Below are 18,804 nucleotides of genomic sequence, written 5' to 3'. Positions count from 1 at the left end.
ACGATGAACAAACATTTCAAAGACGCGTGGTACTATTTCCGACGGTCGGGAAGTCATCTCCGCCGCGGCGTCCAAGCGGAGTTGGATACCGGAGAACGAAAATTCAGAACGTGGACGGGGAGAGAGCAGGAATCTGAACCGGAACCGACGCGCCGGGAGAAAGTGCGAAAGAATCTTCGAAACGCGGAGCAGACTGCCAAGCAACGGTCGCAGAAGGTCAAACGTCGGTCACGGGAAGCAAAACGGCGGTCGCGCGATGCGGTCAAAGACGCGCGAAAACGCATCGGAATGAGTTAATCGCGGATACTCGGTCGTAAACGAATCAGTAGTCGAATCCGACGCACTCGCAGTCGGTAAAATCGTCGTTCTCGAACCGCGGCGATTTTGCATTCTTTCGGTCTACGTCCACGCGTCCCCGAAACGTGGAGTTCAGCAATTCGACGTGGTCGCCTTTGACCAGCACGGTCGTTCTGTCGTCCGCGTCGTGGGTCGCAGTCACGCCGTCGAAAACGATTCGGGGCGCAACGAGGTTGATTCCGTTTCGGTTCTTCTCGCCGGAGTGAAACGCCAGTCGGCAGTTCCGAAGCGTCGTTCCTTCGCGCCAGATTTCGGCGCAGTAGCCGTGTTTCGAGCCGTCGCCCCAGTCGTCCAGTTCGACACCGTCCAGCAGAACCGACCCACCTCCGTCGTTGACTTTGATGGCTCGTGCCGACGACTCGCAGTCGATCTGCAGATCGCGTATCTGAGCAGACTCGCTCGACACGCGTAGACCGTCGTTATCGCAGTTCGGGAGGGAAATCTCACCGCCCGAAACCCGCACGTTTCCTTCCTGTAGCCAGAGGCCGCACCCGGTGTACTCGATTTCGTCCATTTCGATTCGAACATCGTGGGCCACGTCGTCCTTCCCCAACCGCAGGTTCGCGTTGCCGTTGTTTGTCCAGATCCCGCCCTCCACGATGCAGGGGCCTTCGCCGCCCGCCAGATAGCCGCCGTTGTTGACCCACCCCTCGACGTGGCAGTCCCGAAACGTCAACTCGCCGCGATGGTCGTCCGTGACGCTGATACCGATTGGGTGGCTGGTTTGGGATTCGACGGCGGACTGGTCGGGATACGTGTCCGGGCGGAACTCACAGCCGTCGGGGAGTGAGACGGACACGATTCCTTTTCCGTCGGGGTGCGTTACCGCCGCGTAAATCGCGCCGAGGGCACCCTTGTCTGCGGCGGCGCATTCGCCATCGACCCTCACATCCTCGATTTTCAGGTCGTGGCTCGCCCGCGCCGAGACTGCTTGCGACCCGACGCCGTCGGCAGTCATGTCGAAGGTGAGGTTTCGTATTTCAACCGATTCGGCGGAATTTTCTGGAGTTGCGCCCCATCCTCCACCGACATCCAGTCCGTACTGCTGGTCGGGGTCGGTCACGACCAGCGTGGCGTGGGGGTCGCCCACGACGGCAATCGCCTCGCAGTCGTTGTGCTCGAATCGACCGTCGAGACGGTAGCGACCTTCCGGGAGGACGAATTTCGTCCGTTTCCCTGCGTGTTCTTCGAGGACGCGATGGAGCGATTTCTCGCCGGTTCGAACTTCGGGGGCGACCTCTTCGACGCTCACCACGTTCCAGTCGGTCATGGTCGCTTTCGGCATCGGTCGGTCTTGGTCGTGGTGGCCGCCCACTGTCGAAAGCAAGCCTTAAGTCTCGGGCAGGGAAACGTCAAACTACGCGGGTCGGTAGTCTAGTCCGGTTATGACAGCTCCTTCACACGGAGCAGATCGGCAGTTCGAATCTGCCCCGACCCACTGAATTTTGGCGTGAGTAATCCGACGAGCGGCGCGTCTGCGACGCTTGTCTCTCACACGAACGGCAAATTCGTGAGCGGGGCAGATTCGAACCACGCCAAGACGTGCTCACTTCGCTCGCGCGACTTGTCTAGTTCGAATCTGCCCCGACCCCTTACTTCTATGGCAAGCAGATCCGCGAGCGGAACAAAAAGTCTCCATCGATAACTAAATTTGTTGGTTCTCAGCCAACAAGTTTCTCTATGGCAGACAGAAATTCCCCCGAACGAAAATATCGTTAGCGAATTACGCGGGCCACGATGCAAAACGAGTAGTTCGAATAACCTATGACTAAAAATTGTTAACGCACCAAAAGCTATCTATAGTACTGAAGTATTAACAGGTGCGTAGTGATGGCTTCGTTAAATACAATTTTCGACCTCCTGAGCGAAAAACGGCGGCGATACGTGCTCTACTACCTCGAAGAACAAGGGGAATCAGTTCCCGTGGACGAACTTGTGGAGACGGTGGCCGATTGGGAGAGTAGTGCATCGGGAAACGACATTCCAGCAGACAAGTTTAGAGAAGTGGAAATATCGCTCGTCCACACCGACCTTCCAAAAACGGCCAATGTCGAGTTCATCGAATACGACGTCAACGAAAAGATGGTGAAAATAAACGGTACATCGCCGGAATTCGACACAATCATCAATCTCGCCAAAATAATCGAAGAACCCGAATCGGAGGAGTGACAGCGGGGTAGTTTTCTCGTGCTGACTGGCAAGTGAATATGTTCCCTATGAGGTTCGAATCCAGTCAACCCGAGTTTTTGCATTTTCAGACAGCAGAACAGTGATTCTGCTAACTCAAGTTGTGTACAATTTGACAAATTCGGGAAGACGAATTCTCATCAGTTTTAGCGCGTCGGCGTTCACCATCGCGCTTCTCGTCCGCGTCGGCGACATAGTGTCAGTAGGCATGGTGGCCAACACAGTTGGGGCGAGCATCGCCCGAACGATGATACTCGTTGGGTTCACGAGTTTGTCCATCGCCGCAGTACTCCATTTGCAGAAACGCGAAAAGGACGGGGCAGTCTGAATATATTATTGAAATGGACTTCGACCATACGTTCGTCATTTCTTATTTTCGTGGTTTATGTTTTTATAATTATAAGTGACAGTATTACTATCACTCCCAGAAAATATTTATCAATTCTCTACTAATTATTGAACGCCAGAGATTGGCAGATAAATAGATGACTGCATCCAATCCTCCGCGTAAGAACGACCCAGAACAAAGTCAGTCGCCGTCCAAAAAAACCTCGCGACGAACCTTCCTCACCACCACCGCGGTTGCGAGTGCAGCAGTTACACTCGGTGGAACCGCGCTCGCGGCCGAGGATTCGTCCGAAACGGAATCCTCGCCATCAGTCACGTTCGAATCGCAAACGACGGATGGCACCACGGTCACCGTGAAATCTGCCACGCTTCCCGAACACGGATTTATTGTCATTCACGACGAACGATTGTACGACGACAAACCCGTCGAAAGCATCATCGGCGTTACCGACCACCTCTTCGAAGGAACCCACGAAAACGTCGAAGTACAACTATTCGACTATATCAGCGGCCGGGAGTTCGACAAATCGGAGTTGAAAGAAGACCAGACACTCGTTGCGATGCTTCACCGTGACCGGGACGACAACAGCGTCTTCGACTACGCGGAATCGAACGGTATCGAAGACCCACCAGTGACGAAAGACGGTGAAGCAGTTTCGGACGATGCGGAAGTAGAGGTTGGAGACGACTGCTGAGTCGGGTCTGCAATTTATTTTTGGGTGTGACCAACATTCGAGCCATCACTGTCTTTTGAGAATTCAACAAGTTTCAAACTTCTACCAGTTTCGAACTGCCATAGCACTACCACCGACAATGCTCAGAACACCGATTCCGATGAAACCAGCAGGTTTGAGATACGAGTAACAATCACCGGACGAAATCCCTATTTCGTGCCATTCGATGACGATACGGTCGATGCTTCCCCCACTTGAACCAGCGAGACAAAAAGTGCCAATGTCGGGTTTCGACAGAATGAGAACTAACAGGCCGATGAGTATCATCGCAAAACCGATATTGCGACGATTTATCAACTCGCTCGCGGACATTACCAACTAATGATTGAAATGAATAATACGCTTTGTGGCACAAGACGTACCGAAAAACAACATAGCTAAAAAGAAACCAAAAATCCGCAACTCGAACGACTCTACAGGAAGTCTTCGATGTTGTCCGCGACTTCCTCGGGCGTGTCGCCGACCGGGACGCCCGCGTCGTTCAGTGCGTTGATCTTACTCTCCGCAGTTCCCGTCCCACTGCCGGAGACAATCGCACCGGCGTGACCCATGCGCTTCCCTGGCGGGGCGGTTCGGCCCGCGATGAAGCCGGCCACAGGGGTGTCCATGTTCTCCGCGATGAACGCCGCGGCGTCTTCTTCGTCCTCGCCGCCGATTTCACCGCACATGACGACTGCGTCGGTGTCCGGGTCGTCCTCGAACAGCGAGAGAGCGTCGATGAAGTCCGTACCGATAATCGGGTCGCCACCGATGCCGATGGCGGTGGTCTGGCCGATGCCGCGCTGGGTGAGGTTATCGACCACTTGGTAGGTCAGCGTCCCCGAACGGGAGACGAGGCCGACGTTTCCGGCCTCGAAGATGTTGCCGGGGAGGATGCCGAGTTTGGCCTCGCCGGGCGTGATAATGCCGGGGCAGTTCGGGCCGAGCAGTCGCGTGTCGGTCTCCGAGAGACGCTTGTACACCTTCGACATGTCCTGCGTCGGGACGCCTTCGGTGATGGCGACCGCGAGGTCGAGGTCCGTGTCGAGTGCTTCGAAGATTGCGTCTCCCGCGAAGGCGGGCGGGACGAAGATAACCGATGCGTCGGCGTCTTCCTCCGCGACTGCTTCGTGGACGGTGTCGTAGACGGGCACGCCTTTGACTTCTTGCCCACCCTTGCCGGGAACAGCACCGGCGACGACGTTCGTACCGTACTCCATCATCTGTTCGGTGTGGAACCGTCCTTCACCGCCAGTGATACCTTGGACGACTACTCGGGTGTCGTCGTTGACGAGAATGCTCATTGTTCTTCCTCCGCGTTTTCGACGGCACGCTGAACCGCGTCTTCGAGCGTTGCTTCGACCTGAACGAGGTCGGTGTTCAGGATTTCCATCCCTTCCTCGGCGTTGGTTCCGGCGAGTCGAACGACGACCGGTTTCGGAATCTCGTCCAGCGATTCGAGCGCCTCGTTGATACCTTTGGCAACCTCGTCACCGCGGGTGATGCCGCCGAAGATGTTGAAGACGACCGAATCGACGTTCTCGTCCGAGAACACCATGTCGAGTGCGTTCGTCACGCGCTCCGCTTTCGCGCCGCCACCGATGTCGAGGAAGTTGGCGGGGTCGCCGCCGTAGTAGTCCACGAGGTCGAGCGTCGTCATGACCAGTCCGGCACCGTTGCCGATGATGCCGACGTTGCCGTCGAGTCGGACGTAGTCGAAACCGTACTCGCCAGCCTTGCGTTCGAGGTCGTCCTCGTAGGAGTCCTCTTCCATCTCCGCGAGGTCGGGGTGGCGGAACAGCGCGTCGCCGTCGATGTTGAGCACTGCGTCCGCGGCGACGATTTCGTCGTCGCTCGTGACCATCAGCGGGTTGATTTCCGCGTCGCTCGCGTCCTTGTCGTCCCACAGGTCGTACAGCGTCGTGAGGACGCTCGCAACGTCCATTGCAATGTCGCTGTCAACGCCCGCGTCGTACACCGCTTTTCGGGCCTGATACGGGTGCATTCCGAACGCCGGGTCGATGTGTTCCCGAGCGATTGCGTCGGGGGTTTCCTCGGCGACTGCTTCGATGTCAACGCCACCTTTCGTGGACACCATGGCGACGGGTTTGCCCTCGCCGCGGTCCATCGTCACGCCAACGTAGAGTTCGTTGACGAAATCGACGGCCCCTTCGACCAACACCTTCTCGACAGTGTAGCCTTTCAAATCCATCCCGATGATGGATTCTGCGGCCTCTTCCGCCTCGTCGCGGTCTTCTGCGAGTTTGATGCCTCCGGCCTTTCCGCGGCCGCCGACATGTACCTGCGCTTTCACCGCGACGGGGTAGCCGATATCCTCCGCCGCTTCGACGACCTCGTCAACACTCTCTGCAAGTGCCGAATCGGGCGTCGGAATCCCCGCGTCGGAGAACACCTCCTTCGCCTGGTACTCGTGTAGCCTCATGCACTCGAAAGGGGGTTGTCGCGCCGCTTAAATCCCGCCGGTTCACTTCCGACGGGACACCCCGGCGCGGGCAGGTAATTTTTGCCGACGGGGACCGTTCAGTCCAGTTGTGAAAATCGGCCAATCGGTTCTCGCACCGCTGAAACGGTCACTGGTTCGACCCCTCGCCGACCGAATCGAACGATGGTCACCCGCCCTCCTCCTCCAGTGGGTGCTGTACGTCCTGTTGGAACGACTGTGGCAGTTCGGAACGTCGGCCGGACTGTGGACGCGCGACGACACCCGCTGGGTGTTCGGCGCGCGCGATGGCGAGGCGTTCGTGGACAACGCGAAATACCTGTTCCTGCACGTCGCCAACGAACGTCCCGGCGTTCGCCCCGTTTGGCTCTCGAAAGACCGGGACGTCGTGCGCGAACTCCAGCAAGCGGGGTACGAGGCCTACTACGCCTACTCGCTCCATGGACTGCTGGCGAACCTCCGCGCGGGCGTCGTCCTCCTGACGCAGGGACACCGCGATGTCGCCATGCCCTGCTGTGCGGGCGCGAGGACGGTGCTGCTGTGGCACGGGATTCCCCTGAAGACCATCTCGTGGGACGCCGAATTTCCGGACGAACCGGTCCCGGTCAGAAGAGTCTACGAGTACATGAGCAACGAGTTCGACCGACTGCTGGTTCCAAGCGAGAACCTCGCGGAGGTGTTCGAATCCGGCCTCCACATCGACCGCGACCGGATGATTTTTGCGGACTATCCTCGTCTCGATGCGCTGTTTTCGGACGTTCGAGGGAGCGAAATCGGCGAGGACGAAACGGCCCGACACCGAGTTCGGCGTCTCTCGCGGAATCACCACGTTTTCTTCTACCTACCGACGTTCCGAGACGACTCGGAACGTCGGTTTTCGGCGCAGTTCGATTTCCACGAACTCGACGATTTTCTGGCCCGAACGGACGCCTATTTCGTCGTCAAAACCCATCCCAGAGAGCAGTTCGACCTGCCGTCGAACTGCGAACGAATCGTCAAATTGCCGGGAAAATTCGACGTGTACCCGCTACTTCGATACGCCGATACGCTCGTGACGGATTATTCGTCCATCTACTTCGACTACCTCGCCCTCGACCGGCCGGTCGTCTTCTTCCCATACGACCGCGACCGGTACGAGAAATCGAGGGGCTTCTATTTCGACTACGACGAAATCACGGCAGGGCCGGTCGCTTCGAACTTCGATGAACTGTTGACTGGCCTCTCGTGGGCGCTCGAAACCGATCTAGAGAAAACTGCACGACGCGAACTCACCCGAAAGCTGTTGACCGACGTGAATCGAACTGGCGAGCAGTCCGAAGTCGTGCACGACGCGATTCGTCGGGAACTGTTCGGGGTTCGCACCGACCGAACTATATAGAATTTTGTGATTACTGTTGTCACACCAGAGTTCAAGACACATCCATATATTAAAAAGGAAACCTTGAAGTCCGACTGGCCGTATTCGAACCCAAGGGTGGCAGAACCCGCACAACGCCCAGAATGTCCGGGTCTGCCCGAATTTGCCTATGGCACGCACGAGCGGAACGACGGAACGACAGTCGGACGTCGAACAGCACTCGAATGCCGGACAACAACCTGCGAATTCCGAACGACAACCATCGAATATCGAACACCAATCCTCGACTCTCGAATCCCATGTGAACGCCGAACTGGCGACGACGGAGTTCGAACAGTCCGTAGATGCAGACAGACAGTCCGCATCCACTAACGACCTCTCGATTATCGCCCATCGCGGCTTCGCGGGCGTGTATCCCGAAAACACGATTGGAGCGGTAAAACAGGCGACAGCCGCGCCGACGGGCGCACCAGAGATGATAGAAATCGACGTGCATCCGACCGTGGACGGCGAAATCATCGTCTTTCACGACACTCGACTCGATAGATTGACGGACGCCTCGGGAACCCTCGCGAGTCAGCGCGTCTGGAATCTACCATACGACGACCTGCGCGACGTGTCAATTCTCGGAACTGAAGAGACGATTCCTCGGTTAGAAACCTTTCTCGACGCGGTTCCGTCCGAAATCGGCGTCAACGTCGAGTTCAAAAATCCCGGGACGCTCGACGTTCGGCCGCGGGAAAACCTCCCGCCGGAAGACAGGGAAAAGCAGACGGAGTTGTGGCGTCCGTTCGCAGAGCGCGTCCTTTCGACGCTCGCCGACTACGACCACGAATTTCTCATCTCCTCGTTCGGCGAAGGTGCGCTCGCGGCGGTTCGTGAACTCGATTCGAAAATTCCCATCGCCGCGGTGTTCGCCAAATCAATCGTGGACGGGTTCGAAATCGCGCGCCGATACGACTGCGATGCGATTCATCCCCCGTGGAACATGATTGCCGGAACCGAACTGTTCAACGACGAGTACGGTTCGCTCGGCCCTTACGACGAAATCGACATCGTTGACCTCGCGCACGAGGAGGGCTACGACGTTAACGTCTGGACGGTCGAAAGCTGGTATCAAGCGACCCAACTCCACGAGGCGGGCGTGGACGGCATCATCGCGGATTATCCGAACGTTCTGCGCTTTTCCGGCCGATGACACCTCCGAAAAATCAACGACGGAACCATCGACATCCTGACCGCTAGCCCGTAACCTTATCACGAACAACGTCGCGGTATTGGGTCGGTGACTTTCATGAGGGGGGTAATTCTGTCAGCGGGGATTGGGTCTCGACTTCGACCGCTCACGCTTCACAAGCCGAAATGTTGCGTGACCGTAGATGGCGAACCGATTCTCGCCCGACAGTTACGAGCGTACGACGATGCAGGGGTAACGAACGTTACAGTCATCGCGGGCTACCTCGCGGACGACACGAAACGGGTCTGCGAGCGAGTCGCACGGAAGCGACCGAATCTCGACGTGACCGTCAGAACGAGCGAGGTGTTTGCCAACACGGACAACATGTATTCCTTATCGCTCGCGGCGGAGGACGTCGCCGGAGAGGAGTTCGTTCTAAGCAACGGCGATGTCGTTTTCGACACTGGTCTGTTGGAAACCGTGGTCGAATCCGACGCCGACAGCGCGGTGGCCTGCGATACGGGACAGTTCAGCGAGGAGGCGATGAAAGTCTCGATTGACGAAGACGAACGCCTCACGCACATCGACAAGGGGATTTCGGAGGAGGCCGCACACGGCTGTTCGACCGACGTGTACAAATTTTCGGCCGACTTCTCGGCGATGCTGTTCGAAGAAATCACGAAAACCATCGAGCGCGAAAACGAGTACTGTGAGTGGACTGAACTGGCAATCGACGAAATCGTCCGCAATCGAACCCACGACCTCTCGGTCACGGACGTGAGCCAGTATCGGTGGGTCGAGATAGACAACTTCACTGATTTGGAATCCGCGGATTTGCTCTTCAGTTCGCTCTCTTCACTCGAATCGAAGGAAGCAGTGTTTTTCGACCTCGACGGAACCGTCTATCTGGACGACGAACTCGTGGACGACGCGAAGGCACGAATCGAAACACTGCGCGAATCCGGCGTCGACGTGTACTTTCTCACCAACAACTCCTCGCGCTGGAAGGACGACTACGTGCGAAAGCTGAACTCGCTCGGCGTAGCATGCGATACGGAGAATCTCTTGCTTTCGACCGACGGGGTCGTTCAGCATCTTCAAAACACGGACGACGAGGTGTTCGTGCTGGGCACGACGGCGATGCGAGACGCCCTTTCCGACCACGGAATCGCCGTCGATTCCGACGACCCCGACCACGTCGTCGTCGGTTTCGATACGGAACTCACCTACGAGAAAGCCCGCGAAGCGACCCTCGGAATCCGAAACGGAGCGACGTTCCTCCTCGCACATCCCGACACAGTGTGCCCGACTGCGGAGGGAATGGTTCCCGACTGCGGTTCTATCGGCGCGTTGGTCGAACGCGCGACTGACAGGAAACCCGACCGAATCTTCGGCAAGCCCAACGCCGAGATGATTCGGCACGTCCTCGATTCGAACGGCTACTCGCCCGAGGACGTTGTCGTCGTCGGCGACCGACTGGAAACCGACGTGCAGTTGGCCGAAAACGTCGGGTGTGAGTCCGTCTGCGTGCTGACCGGGGACGCCACCCGTGCGGATGTCGAAGCAAGCGACATCAGTCCGACGCTCGTCGCGCCGAGCATCGAGGTGTTAGACCAGTTCGTCTCCGTCTCGTCCGATGCCAGCGCACAGCGAGTCATCGACGAGGGCGCGTCGTGAGCGGTGTTGGTAGTGGTGATGTCGGTGATAGTAGCGGTGGTGGTCACGGTGTTCGAACAGGGTTCGTAACCCAAACACACACCGGCGACGTGTCGTGGCGGGAGGCAATCGAAGAAGGTGCCAACCTTAACTTCGATTTCGCTGAGTTGTACATGGACGGCGCGACGGAGCGAACCAAACTCGACCCGGAAGCAGTCCGGTCGGTTGCGGACGGGGAAGACATCGACCTGCTCGTCCATCTCCCGTTCGTGGACGTAGAAATCGGGTCGCCTCGGGAAGGAATCCGCGAAGCATCCCGCGAAGAACAGAAAGCGTGTATCGAAACTGCCGCGGCGATGGGTGCTGAAAAGGCGGTTCTGCACGCCAGTTCTCACGCGACCCCGCCCGAGTGGACGCGGGAGGATGTGGAACCGCACCTCCTAGCCGCGATACGCGAACTGGATGCGTTCGGCGAAGAACACGGCGTGAAAGTCTGTGTCGAAAATCTGCCCGGCATCCTGTTCACAGTGCACGACTTCGACCGGATTTTCGCGGAGACGAACGCCGCGATGACGTTCGACACGGGCCACGCGCGCGTAGACGGAATGGACGCGGAGGATATGGAATCGTTTCTGACGGAGCACGGCGACCGGATTTCACACATCCACGTCAACGACGCCCGGGGGCCTTCGGACGAACACGTTCCGACAGGTTCCGGGACGCTGGATTTGGAAACGGCGCTCGCGCCGGTTCGTGATGGCTGGTCGGGAACCGTTTCCGTCGAAGTGTACTCCTTCGATTTCGACTATCTCGAACTGAGCAAGCGAAAACTGGACGAGGCCCTCTGAGAATAGAAGAGAGTCGAATCAGTCGTCGTAAAACCGAACCAATCGGCACTCGGGACAGCGATAGCTGTTCAGGTACTGGACGCTGAGGCCGACCGAACTCAAAACGCCGCCCGACGGCTTGATCTGAATCCGTTCCTCGCCGAACGTCTGGTGTTCTACGGCTTCCATCGAAACATCACAGTCAGGACACGTTGGCATACCATCGACTCCACGTCCCACGGACTTATTTTCCCGCCTTGCGTGGATTCTCCCATGCGCGCAGTCCGATACCACGAACACGGCGGGCCGGAGGTACTTCGAGTGGACGACATCGACCGACCGGAACCCGACGACGACGAACTGCTGGTGGCCGTTCGCGCCGCCGGAATCAATCCGGTGGACACCTACTTCCGCGAAGGGTCGTACCCGCCGGGCGACCTCCCGTGGATTCCGGGGTCCGACTTCGCTGGCGTGGTCGAAGCAGTCGGGTCGGAAGTCGATGAATTTTCCGCGGGCGACAGGGTGTTCGGCACCGGCCTCGGAAACAACCGACAGGGAACCTGTGCGGAGTTCGTCACGACTCCGACTGATACCGTAGCGCACCTGCCCGACGGCGTCGGATTCGACGAAGGCGCGGCGGTTGCCCTCGTCGGCGTGACGGCGTGGCGCGCGCTCATCGACCACGCCGGACTGGAACCCGGGGAAACCTGTCTCGTCCACGGCGGAAGTGGCGGCGTCGGCCACGTCGCGGTGCAGTTAGCCAGCGCAACCGGCGCGCGGGTGACAACCACCGCGAGCGAGGAGTACCACGACCGCCTCGAAGCCCTCGGAGCAGACACCGTCCTCGACTACTCCCGCGACGACCTCGCGGACGCGGTGCGCGAGGCGGGCGCACCGGACGTGATTCTCGACCATCGACTGGACGACTACCTTCAGTTCGACGCGGACGTAGCAACAGTCGGAACCCGCGTCGTCGGAATTGGAAACGAAGGGTCGGCGGCAGGGTTCGATGACATTTCGGGTGCGCGCTCGAAGGAGCTTTCAGTTACGCTGATGAGCATGTTCAACACGCCGGATATTTCCGCCGTTCTGGAGCGATTGAGTCGATTGGTTGCGGACGGTGAAATCGTTCCGGAGATTGCTGGTGTGTATGGGTTGGACGAGGTCGATTCCGCACAGCAGGACGTGATTGGCGACAGTTTCCTCGGAAAGCTGGTCGTCGAGCTGTAGACGAGAGGCAGCATATTCTACGATTTTGGGATTCAGTGGTTGGTGCGACGAACGTTCGAAGCGATTTCAGCAATTACGCTAGCTGATGTCGACTCCAATGAGAACCGCACCCGTCCACGTACCTCCCCAGCCGATTCCTTCGCGCCTGTTGGCGCTCAGTCATCCCTCGCGTGATAATCAACCGGTCTGCGGGCGATTTGCCCGCAGACCTGCCGACGCACGCGCCACTGCGTTTGTCGAGATTCACGAAGTTTGACTTCCCGCACGGCGCGCGCTGGCAGGGGCCGGAGGGCACACCGCCCGGAGGCTCCTGCCGTAGTCGTGCGAGGGACGAGTGCGCGAACGGAGGTGAGCACACGAGTCGGTTGGGGAGGCATGTGGGCGGGTGCGGTGCGGAGGGGGGTTTCATTGGAGTCGTGACTTGCAATCGACTCATTCAAGAATAATCTTCAGACTGCAATCGACTCATCATAAATAGCCTTTTCGTGGAGAGTGAGTTCGCCGTGTCAGCGGGAATTTTAAAACCAGCAACACCACCCGATTCGAAAACGAACTCCTCGTGCAGTCGAACTTTATGCCGCTCCGGATAGTCCCCAACTCCATGAACGTGAAATTCGATTTCGCAGACGACGTAGCACTCGTCACGGGTGCAAGCGGGGCGCTCGGAAGTGCAGTTTGCACAGCATTCGTCGACGCGGGTGCGACGGTCTGCGCGACTGACGTAGTCGAACCGGACGAGGACACGCTTCCGGACAGCGAGAAAATTCACTTCCATCAGGCCGATTTCACGGACGAATCGGACGTCGAATCCACAATCTCGAAAATCACAGACGACCACGGCGGAATCGACTACTTGGCCAACATCGCGGGAACGTGGAAGGGTGGGTCGCCGGTCGAGGACACCGACGCCGACACATTTGACCTGCTGTTCGACGTGAATCTAAAAACGGCGTTTCTCGCGTCCAAACACGCCTTGCCGCATCTTCAAGACCGCGAGGGTGCAATCGTCAGCGTCAGCGCGCGCTCGTCGCTGGAAGGCGGAGAAGGTGATGCACTTTATCGCGCGTCGAAGGCCGGGATTCGATTACTCACCGAGTCGATAGCCGAGGAAAACACGGGTGTCGTGCGCGCCAACGCCGTCATGCCGAGCGTCATCGACACGCCCGCGAATCGGGAGATGATGCCCGACGCAAATCACGACGAGTGGGTTGACCCAGCGGATATCGCGGAAGTCATCTGCGTCCTCTGTAGTGATGCCACGAGCGTGACGAGTGGGGCCGCGGTTCCAGTTTACGGGGAAGCATAGTTCCGCGAAAAGACGACAAATTTCTAGAACTAACCGCGGATAGTTTCACGATTCCGGGATTCGGTATCGGATACCACGAATTTCGATTTTCGGCAGAGATTGCCTGAAACTATTTTTTACACTTTGGTAGTAGTATTCTATATTGGATAATATTTCTGATTAATACACACCGGACTGCTTATAACTGATAATTAAGAATGCCACGTACAAGCATGTCACAAAGAGAAACGTGGACATCCCGAGTAGGGTTCATACTGGCCGCTGTCGGTAGCGCAGTTGGACTGGGTAACATTTGGCGATTTCCGTATATGTCGGCGGAAAACGGCGGGGCGGCGTTCCTCGTCGTCTACCTGATTGCCGTCGCGCTCATCGGACTGCCTGCAATCCTCGCAGAGTTCGTCATCGGCCGTGAAACGAAGAAAAACGTCGTGGACGCATTTAGAAACCTCGGTGGCCCCGTGGCGGCACTCATCGGTGTCCTCGGCCTGTTCACCGGATTTTGGATGCTGTCGTACTACAGCGTCGTCGGTGGTTGGGTCATCCAGTACGTCATCGGCAGTCTGAGTGGCGCGTACTTCGCCGACCCTGGCATGTACTTCGGGCAAGTTTCGGAAGGAACAGGAACGATTCTGTTCCACGCCATCTTCATGGCCATCACCATCGGCATCGTGGCTGCTGGCGTCGAGAAAGGTATCGAAGTCGGCACCAAAATCATGGTTCCGTCCATCGCCATTCTGATGATTGGAATGGCTGCGTGGGCGTTCACCCTCGACGGCGCTGGCGCGGGCTACGACTACTTCCTCACCGCCGACTTCGGCGTCATCGCGGAGAACTACCAGTCGATTATTCCGGACGCGGTCGGACAGGCGTTGTTCTCACTCTCGCTCGGTATGGGTGCGATGATAACCTACGCCTCCTATCTCGACGGCGACGACAATCTGCTCGGCGACGGTATCAGCATTACCGTGCTGAACACCTTCGTCGGTGTTCTCGCCGGATTCGTCGTCTTCCCGCTCCTGTTCGCGCAGAGCATCGACCCCGGTAGCGCCGGTGCAGGTGCCGTTTTCGTCTCACTCGCACAGGCGTTCGCGGAACTCCCTGCGGGTGGCATCATCGGCTTCGTGTTCTTCCTCGTCCTGCTCATCGCGGCGCTCTCGTCGGCTATCAGCCTCCTCGAAGTCGTCGTGTCGTACTTCGTGGACAACTTCGACGTGAGTCGTCCGATTCTGACGACCGGTATCGGAGTCATGATATTCCTCCTCGGAGTTCCCTCGGCACTGAACATTAACACCTTCACGATGTTCGACAACATTGCATCGAACATCCTGCTCCCACTCGGCGTCACACTGACCGTCATCTTCGTCGGATGGATATACGGTGGCGGCGCAGTCGCCGAACTCCGGCGTGGTCTCGGCAAAAACAGCAGTTTCGGCCCAGTGTGGCTCTGGCACATCCGTATCGTCGTTTTCGCCGCCGTTCTCGGCACGCTCGCGCTGAGCATCATGACGTTTATGAGCGCGTGAACGCGTGACGACGGTCGTATCGAACGCCGAAAATAGACACTAACAATTTTCATTTTCTCACCCGACACAGCGTGGCGCTCACCGTCTTCGAATCCTTACTCGTGTACTTAAAGCAAGGCTCGATTCGATAACGATTCGTAACCGAATCCGCCGATTCTGTCCCAAATGTGTTGTAGAAAATCGCCCTTTGCGGCCCATCGACTGTGATTACAGCAGTTTGACGATTCATTATCTCGAAACCCTCATAAGTCCGTAGCAGACGAGTGCATAGCAATGGCACGTGAATCGTGGGCGAGTCGAGTGGGCTTCATCCTCGCGGCAGTCGGAAGCGCCGTCGGACTCGGAAACGTCTGGCGCTTCCCGTGGATGACCGCCGAATACGGCGGAAGTGCCTTCCTCGTCGTCTATCTGTGTATCGTTCTGCTGGTCGGTGTTCCCGGCTTAGTCGCGGAGTTCGTCATCGGACGCAAGTCGAAACGGAATCCGGCGGGCGCGCTCGCACGCCTCGCACCTGGCACGAAATCGTGGGGCTACGTCGGCCTGTTCGGCGTCATCACCGGCCTCGTCCTGTTGTCCTTTTACAGCGTCGTCGGCGGGTGGATTCTCCGCTACTTCGCCGCGAGTTTCACTGGGTCGTACTTCGCCGAACCGAGCGCGTACTTCGGCCGGATTAGCTTCGGCGCGGAAGCCGCGGCGTTCCAAGTCGCGTTTCTCGCGGTGACCGCACTCATCGTCCTCGGCGGCGTTCGCGGCGGTATCGAGAAGGCGACGAAAGTGATGATGCCGATTATCGTCGTTCTGCTCGGCGTGCTGGCGGGATGGGCAGTCACGCAACCCGGTGCAGGTACGGGCCTGTCGTTCTACCTCGATTTCGACCCGACGCCGATTCAGAACGACCCAATCGGGATGCTCCGCGCCGCCGCCGGACAAGCCCTGTTCACCCTCTCGCTCGGCGTGGGAACGATGATAACCTACGCCTCCTACCTCGGCGAGGACAACAGCCTCGCGTTCGACGGAAGCGTCATCTCGGTTCTCAATACGGGCGTCGGCGTGCTGGCCGGACTGGTCGTCTTCCCGCTCTTGTTCGCGTTTCAGGGCGGACTCACAGAGGTTACAGAAGGCGGCGAATCGGGCGCGATTTTCATGGGCGTTGCCGGGGCGTTCCGCGAGATGCCCTACGGCGAAGTCGTCGCGGTCGGCTTCTTCGGCGCAATTTTGTTCGCCGCGCTGTCGAGTTCCATCAGCATGTTGGAAATCCCCGTCGCGTACCTCGTGGACGAACAGGACGTTTCGCGGCGGAACGCGACAGTTGGCCTGACCGGACTGGTGCTCGTCACGGGTACAATCTGTGCGTTCAACCCCGGTATTTTCGATTTCGTCGCAAGCACGCTCGTCGACCTGATGCTGACCGCGGGACTCGCCGGATTCCTCGTGTTTACCGGGTGGGTTCTCGGAAAGGACGCGCTCACCGAGTTCGATTCGGGCGCGGGCAGAATCGCCCGCGCCCTCGGAACGCCGTGGCTGTGGAGCGTTCGAACGATACTTCCTCTCTTCTTGCTCGCAACGCTCGCGGTGAACCTCTACGCGATGCTGTAGGTTTACGTGATACTGTAGGTCTATGCGATGCTGTAGGTCTACGCGTTATTGTAGGCTGTACGAACCCGGAGCAAATCGCTCCGGTTTCCCGTCGTAGTACGGAAACCTTTTGCGCCCAGTCGTACTGCAAACGCGCAATGACAATGCGTCCGGGTGTTCGGCAATGACGATGGACGAGCGAATCGACGAACTGCGCGAAAAACGCAGTGAGGCCGAAAAAGGCGGCGGTGAAGACCGAATCGAAAAACAGCACGAGAAGGGGAAGATGACGGCGCGCGAGCGCATCGACTACTTCTTAGACGACGACACCTTCAACGAGTTCGACCAACTTCGAACCCACCGAAGCCACAACTTCGGGATGGAAGAAAAGCAAATCGCGGGCGACGGCGTCGTGACTGGCTACGGCGAAGTCAACGGCAGAAAGGTGTTCGTCTTCGCGCACGACTTCACCGTCTTCGGCGGGAGTCTGGGCGAAGTGTTCGCCGAGAAGGTGACCAAGGTGATGGACAAGGCGATGGAAGTCGGCGCGCCCGTCATCGGCTTGAACGACTCCGCCGGAGCGCGGATTCAGGAAGGTGTCGCCTCGCTCGCGGGCTACGCGGACATCTTCCACCGCAATCAGAAGGCCAGCGGCGTCATCCCACAGATTTCCGCGATTATGGGGCCGTGTGCTGGCGGGGCGGTCTATTCGCCCGCCATCACGGACTTCATCTTCATGGTGAAGGACACGAGCCACATGTTCATCACCGGCCCTGACGTCATCGAGACGGTCACGGGCGAAGAAGTCACGTTCGAAGAACTCGGCGGCGCGAAGGCCCACACCGCGGAAAGTGGAGTCGCGCACTTCGCAGAAAACAGCGAGGAGGAGGCGCTGGACGACATCCGGCGACTGCTTTCGTACCTCCCGCAGAACAACGTCGAAGACCCGCCGCGCGTCGAACCGTGGGACGACCCCGAACGACGCGACGAGTCGCTCGAATCCGTCGTTCCCGACCAACCGCGGAAACCGTACGACATCACGAAGGTCGTAGACGGCGTCGTGGATGAAGATTCGTTCTTCGAGGTGCAGGAAGGCTACGCGAAGAACATCGTCGTCGGATTCGCCCGACTCGACGGGCGTTCCGTGGGTATCGTGGCGAATCAGCCGCGGGTCAACGCGGGCACCCTCGACATCGAATCGTCCGAAAAGGGGTCGCGGTTCGTCCGCTTCTGCGATTCGTTTAATATTCCGATTCTGACGTTCGTGGACGTGCCCGGCTTCATGCCCGGAACCGATCAAGAACACGGCGGCATCATCCGCCACGGGGCGAAACTGCTGTACGCCTTCTCGGAAGCCTCGGTTCCGCTCATGACCGTCATCACGCGGAAAGCCTACGGCGGGGCCTACGACGTGATGTCTTCGAAGCACATCGGCGCGGACGTGAACTACGCGTGGCCAACCGCCGAAATCGCGGTGATGGGACCACAGGGAGCGGTCAATGTCCTCTACAGTTCGGAACTCGCCGAGGCCGACGACCCCGAGGCGCGCCGCGAGGAACTCATCGACGAGTACCGCGAGCAGTTCGCCAACCCGTACACCGCCGCAGACCGCGGCTTCGTGGACGACGTTATCGAACCGAAGGAAACCCGCCCGCGACTCATCGACGACTTAGAAATGCTGATGAGCAAACGAACGGAACAACCGGAAAAGAAACATGGCAACATCCCGCTCTGAGGACGTGAAGCTCTCGATTCCCCCGAACGCCTCCGAGGAGGAGGCCGCCGCGATAGCCGCGGCAATCAATGCACATCTGCAAGATCAGCGCGCCGCCGCGGAAGCGGACGAGGAACCGGATTGGGACGGCAAACGCTGGCAGTTCGCCGGAAAAGTGTCGCAGTTGCAGAACCGGAACGTTCGCGTTCCGCGCGACGCGCCGACCGATGCGTGGGCGGCGGCGGGGCGGACGACGCGGTTCTGAGCTAATTCCTGAATTTGGTCGAGAGTCTTTCAGAGATGGTCAGCTGTGACGCCACGCGATAGATGTGAACTTCCCTTTGGTTGTCACTTCCGTCACACTCGTTGGTGT

General features: G+C 58.4%; 20 protein-coding genes and 1 tRNA gene. 15 read left to right on the top strand and 6 right to left on the bottom strand.

The window, feature by feature from the left end:
- The first annotated feature begins 3 nt into the window (after nucleotides 1–3).
- A complete protein-coding gene (locus tag BW974_RS07880) occupies nucleotides 4–297 on the top strand; it encodes a DUF7553 family protein (protein ID WP_076430300.1) in 294 nt (97 codons plus the stop codon).
- A 25-nt stretch (nucleotides 298–322) separates the two neighbouring features.
- Here the strand turns inward: BW974_RS07880 and BW974_RS07875 are convergent, their stop codons facing one another.
- Nucleotides 323–1,684 (bottom strand): hypothetical protein, encoded by a 1,362-nt coding sequence (locus BW974_RS07875; RefSeq protein ID WP_245799957.1) that lies wholly within the window; start codon nucleotides 1,682–1,684, stop codon nucleotides 323–325.
- A gap of 36 nt (nucleotides 1,685–1,720) precedes the next feature.
- On the opposite strand from BW974_RS07875, the gene BW974_RS07870 reads away from it, so the two are divergent.
- The 4 genes from BW974_RS07870 to BW974_RS07855 all read left to right on the top strand — a co-directional run bounded on the left by BW974_RS07870 (nucleotide 1,721) and on the right by BW974_RS07855 (nucleotide 3,587).
- Nucleotides 1,721–1,795, top strand: a tRNA-Val gene (locus BW974_RS07870).
- A gap of 392 nt (nucleotides 1,796–2,187) precedes the next feature.
- Nucleotides 2,188–2,526 (top strand): DUF7344 domain-containing protein, encoded by a 339-nt coding sequence (locus BW974_RS07865; protein ID WP_076429517.1) that lies wholly within the window; start codon nucleotides 2,188–2,190, stop codon nucleotides 2,524–2,526.
- A gap of 130 nt (nucleotides 2,527–2,656) precedes the next feature.
- Nucleotides 2,657–2,872, top strand: a complete 216-nt coding sequence (locus BW974_RS07860; RefSeq protein ID WP_139328836.1) for a hypothetical protein — start codon at nucleotides 2,657–2,659, stop codon at nucleotides 2,870–2,872.
- A gap of 157 nt (nucleotides 2,873–3,029) precedes the next feature.
- Nucleotides 3,030–3,587, top strand: a complete 558-nt coding sequence (locus BW974_RS07855; RefSeq protein ID WP_076429514.1) for a twin-arginine translocation signal domain-containing protein — start codon at nucleotides 3,030–3,032, stop codon at nucleotides 3,585–3,587.
- A gap of 81 nt (nucleotides 3,588–3,668) precedes the next feature.
- On the opposite strand, the gene BW974_RS07850 is transcribed toward BW974_RS07855, so the two are convergent.
- The 3 genes from BW974_RS07850 to sucC form a co-directional block, all read right to left on the bottom strand.
- Complete coding sequence (locus BW974_RS07850) at nucleotides 3,669–3,938, bottom strand: hypothetical protein (RefSeq protein ID WP_076429512.1); 270 nt, start codon at nucleotides 3,936–3,938, stop codon at nucleotides 3,669–3,671.
- 101 nt (nucleotides 3,939–4,039) lie between these two features.
- Nucleotides 4,040–4,909 carry a succinate--CoA ligase subunit alpha gene (gene sucD, locus BW974_RS07845; protein ID WP_076429510.1) on the bottom strand — a complete coding sequence of 290 codons (870 nt, stop codon included), beginning with the start codon at nucleotides 4,907–4,909 and terminating at the stop codon, nucleotides 4,040–4,042.
- Nucleotides 4,906–6,048 (bottom strand): ADP-forming succinate--CoA ligase subunit beta, encoded by a 1,143-nt coding sequence (gene sucC, locus BW974_RS07840; RefSeq protein ID WP_076429508.1) that lies wholly within the window; start codon nucleotides 6,046–6,048, stop codon nucleotides 4,906–4,908. The genes sucD and sucC overlap by 4 nt, the downstream gene beginning before the upstream one ends.
- A 109-nt stretch (nucleotides 6,049–6,157) precedes the next feature.
- Here sucC and BW974_RS07835 point away from each other — a divergent pair, with 109 nt between their 5' ends.
- The 4 genes from BW974_RS07835 to BW974_RS07820 all read left to right on the top strand — a co-directional run bounded on the left by BW974_RS07835 (nucleotide 6,158) and on the right by BW974_RS07820 (nucleotide 11,104).
- Nucleotides 6,158–7,444: a CDP-glycerol glycerophosphotransferase family protein gene (locus BW974_RS07835; protein WP_175609644.1), complete on the top strand. Its 1,287-nt coding sequence runs from the start codon at nucleotides 6,158–6,160 to the stop codon at nucleotides 7,442–7,444.
- Nucleotides 7,445–7,592: 148 nt separating this feature from the next.
- Nucleotides 7,593–8,621, top strand: a complete 1,029-nt coding sequence (locus BW974_RS07830; RefSeq protein ID WP_084186209.1) for a glycerophosphodiester phosphodiesterase — start codon at nucleotides 7,593–7,595, stop codon at nucleotides 8,619–8,621.
- 96 nt (nucleotides 8,622–8,717) lie between these two features.
- Nucleotides 8,718–10,277 carry an HAD-IIA family hydrolase gene (locus BW974_RS07825; protein ID WP_076429506.1) on the top strand — a complete coding sequence of 520 codons (1,560 nt, stop codon included), beginning with the start codon at nucleotides 8,718–8,720 and terminating at the stop codon, nucleotides 10,275–10,277.
- Nucleotides 10,274–11,104, top strand: a complete 831-nt coding sequence (locus BW974_RS07820) for a sugar phosphate isomerase/epimerase family protein (RefSeq protein ID WP_076429504.1) — start codon at nucleotides 10,274–10,276, stop codon at nucleotides 11,102–11,104. The genes BW974_RS07825 and BW974_RS07820 overlap by 4 nt, the downstream gene beginning before the upstream one ends.
- A gap of 18 nt (nucleotides 11,105–11,122) precedes the next feature.
- Here BW974_RS07820 and BW974_RS24590 read toward each other — a convergent pair whose 3' ends face one another.
- A complete protein-coding gene (locus BW974_RS24590) occupies nucleotides 11,123–11,302 on the bottom strand; it encodes a hypothetical protein (protein ID WP_076429502.1) in 180 nt (59 codons plus the stop codon).
- A gap of 54 nt (nucleotides 11,303–11,356) precedes the next feature.
- Between BW974_RS24590 and BW974_RS07810 the strand changes: the two genes are divergently transcribed.
- Nucleotides 11,357–12,313, top strand: coding sequence for an NADPH:quinone reductase (locus BW974_RS07810; RefSeq protein ID WP_076429500.1), 957 nt, complete (start codon nucleotides 11,357–11,359; stop codon nucleotides 12,311–12,313).
- 155 nt (nucleotides 12,314–12,468) lie between these two features.
- Here BW974_RS07810 and BW974_RS24585 read toward each other — a convergent pair whose 3' ends face one another.
- Nucleotides 12,469–12,690, bottom strand: coding sequence for a hypothetical protein (locus BW974_RS24585; protein WP_139328835.1), 222 nt, complete (start codon nucleotides 12,688–12,690; stop codon nucleotides 12,469–12,471).
- A gap of 224 nt (nucleotides 12,691–12,914) precedes the next feature.
- Between BW974_RS24585 and BW974_RS07805 the strand changes: the two genes are divergently transcribed.
- From BW974_RS07805 to BW974_RS07785, 5 genes are all read left to right on the top strand, one after another.
- The gene (locus BW974_RS07805) at nucleotides 12,915–13,619 is read left to right on the top strand and encodes an SDR family oxidoreductase (RefSeq protein ID WP_076429498.1); all 705 of its coding nucleotides are present in this window, start codon (nucleotides 12,915–12,917) and stop codon (nucleotides 13,617–13,619) included.
- A 212-nt stretch (nucleotides 13,620–13,831) separates the two neighbouring features.
- Complete coding sequence (locus BW974_RS07800) at nucleotides 13,832–15,142, top strand: sodium-dependent transporter (protein WP_076429496.1); 1,311 nt, start codon at nucleotides 13,832–13,834, stop codon at nucleotides 15,140–15,142.
- Nucleotides 15,143–15,415: 273 nt separating this feature from the next.
- Nucleotides 15,416–16,738 carry a sodium-dependent transporter gene (locus BW974_RS07795; RefSeq protein WP_076429494.1) on the top strand — a complete coding sequence of 441 codons (1,323 nt, stop codon included), beginning with the start codon at nucleotides 15,416–15,418 and terminating at the stop codon, nucleotides 16,736–16,738.
- Nucleotides 16,739–16,907: 169 nt separating this feature from the next.
- Nucleotides 16,908–18,452 (top strand): acyl-CoA carboxylase subunit beta, encoded by a 1,545-nt coding sequence (locus BW974_RS07790; protein WP_076429492.1) that lies wholly within the window; start codon nucleotides 16,908–16,910, stop codon nucleotides 18,450–18,452.
- Nucleotides 18,433–18,696: a DUF8022 family protein gene (locus BW974_RS07785; protein ID WP_076429490.1), complete on the top strand. Its 264-nt coding sequence runs from the start codon at nucleotides 18,433–18,435 to the stop codon at nucleotides 18,694–18,696. The genes BW974_RS07790 and BW974_RS07785 overlap by 20 nt, the downstream gene beginning before the upstream one ends.
- Nucleotides 18,697–18,804: the final 108 nt, after the last annotated feature.

Origin of the sequence: Haladaptatus litoreus, from assembly GCF_900156425.1 — an archaeon.
Taxonomy (GTDB): domain Archaea; phylum Halobacteriota; class Halobacteria; order Halobacteriales; family Haladaptataceae; genus Haladaptatus; species Haladaptatus litoreus.
The sequence above is the reverse complement of the archived record's forward strand: the minus strand, read 5'-3'. Positions and strand labels throughout refer to the sequence as shown.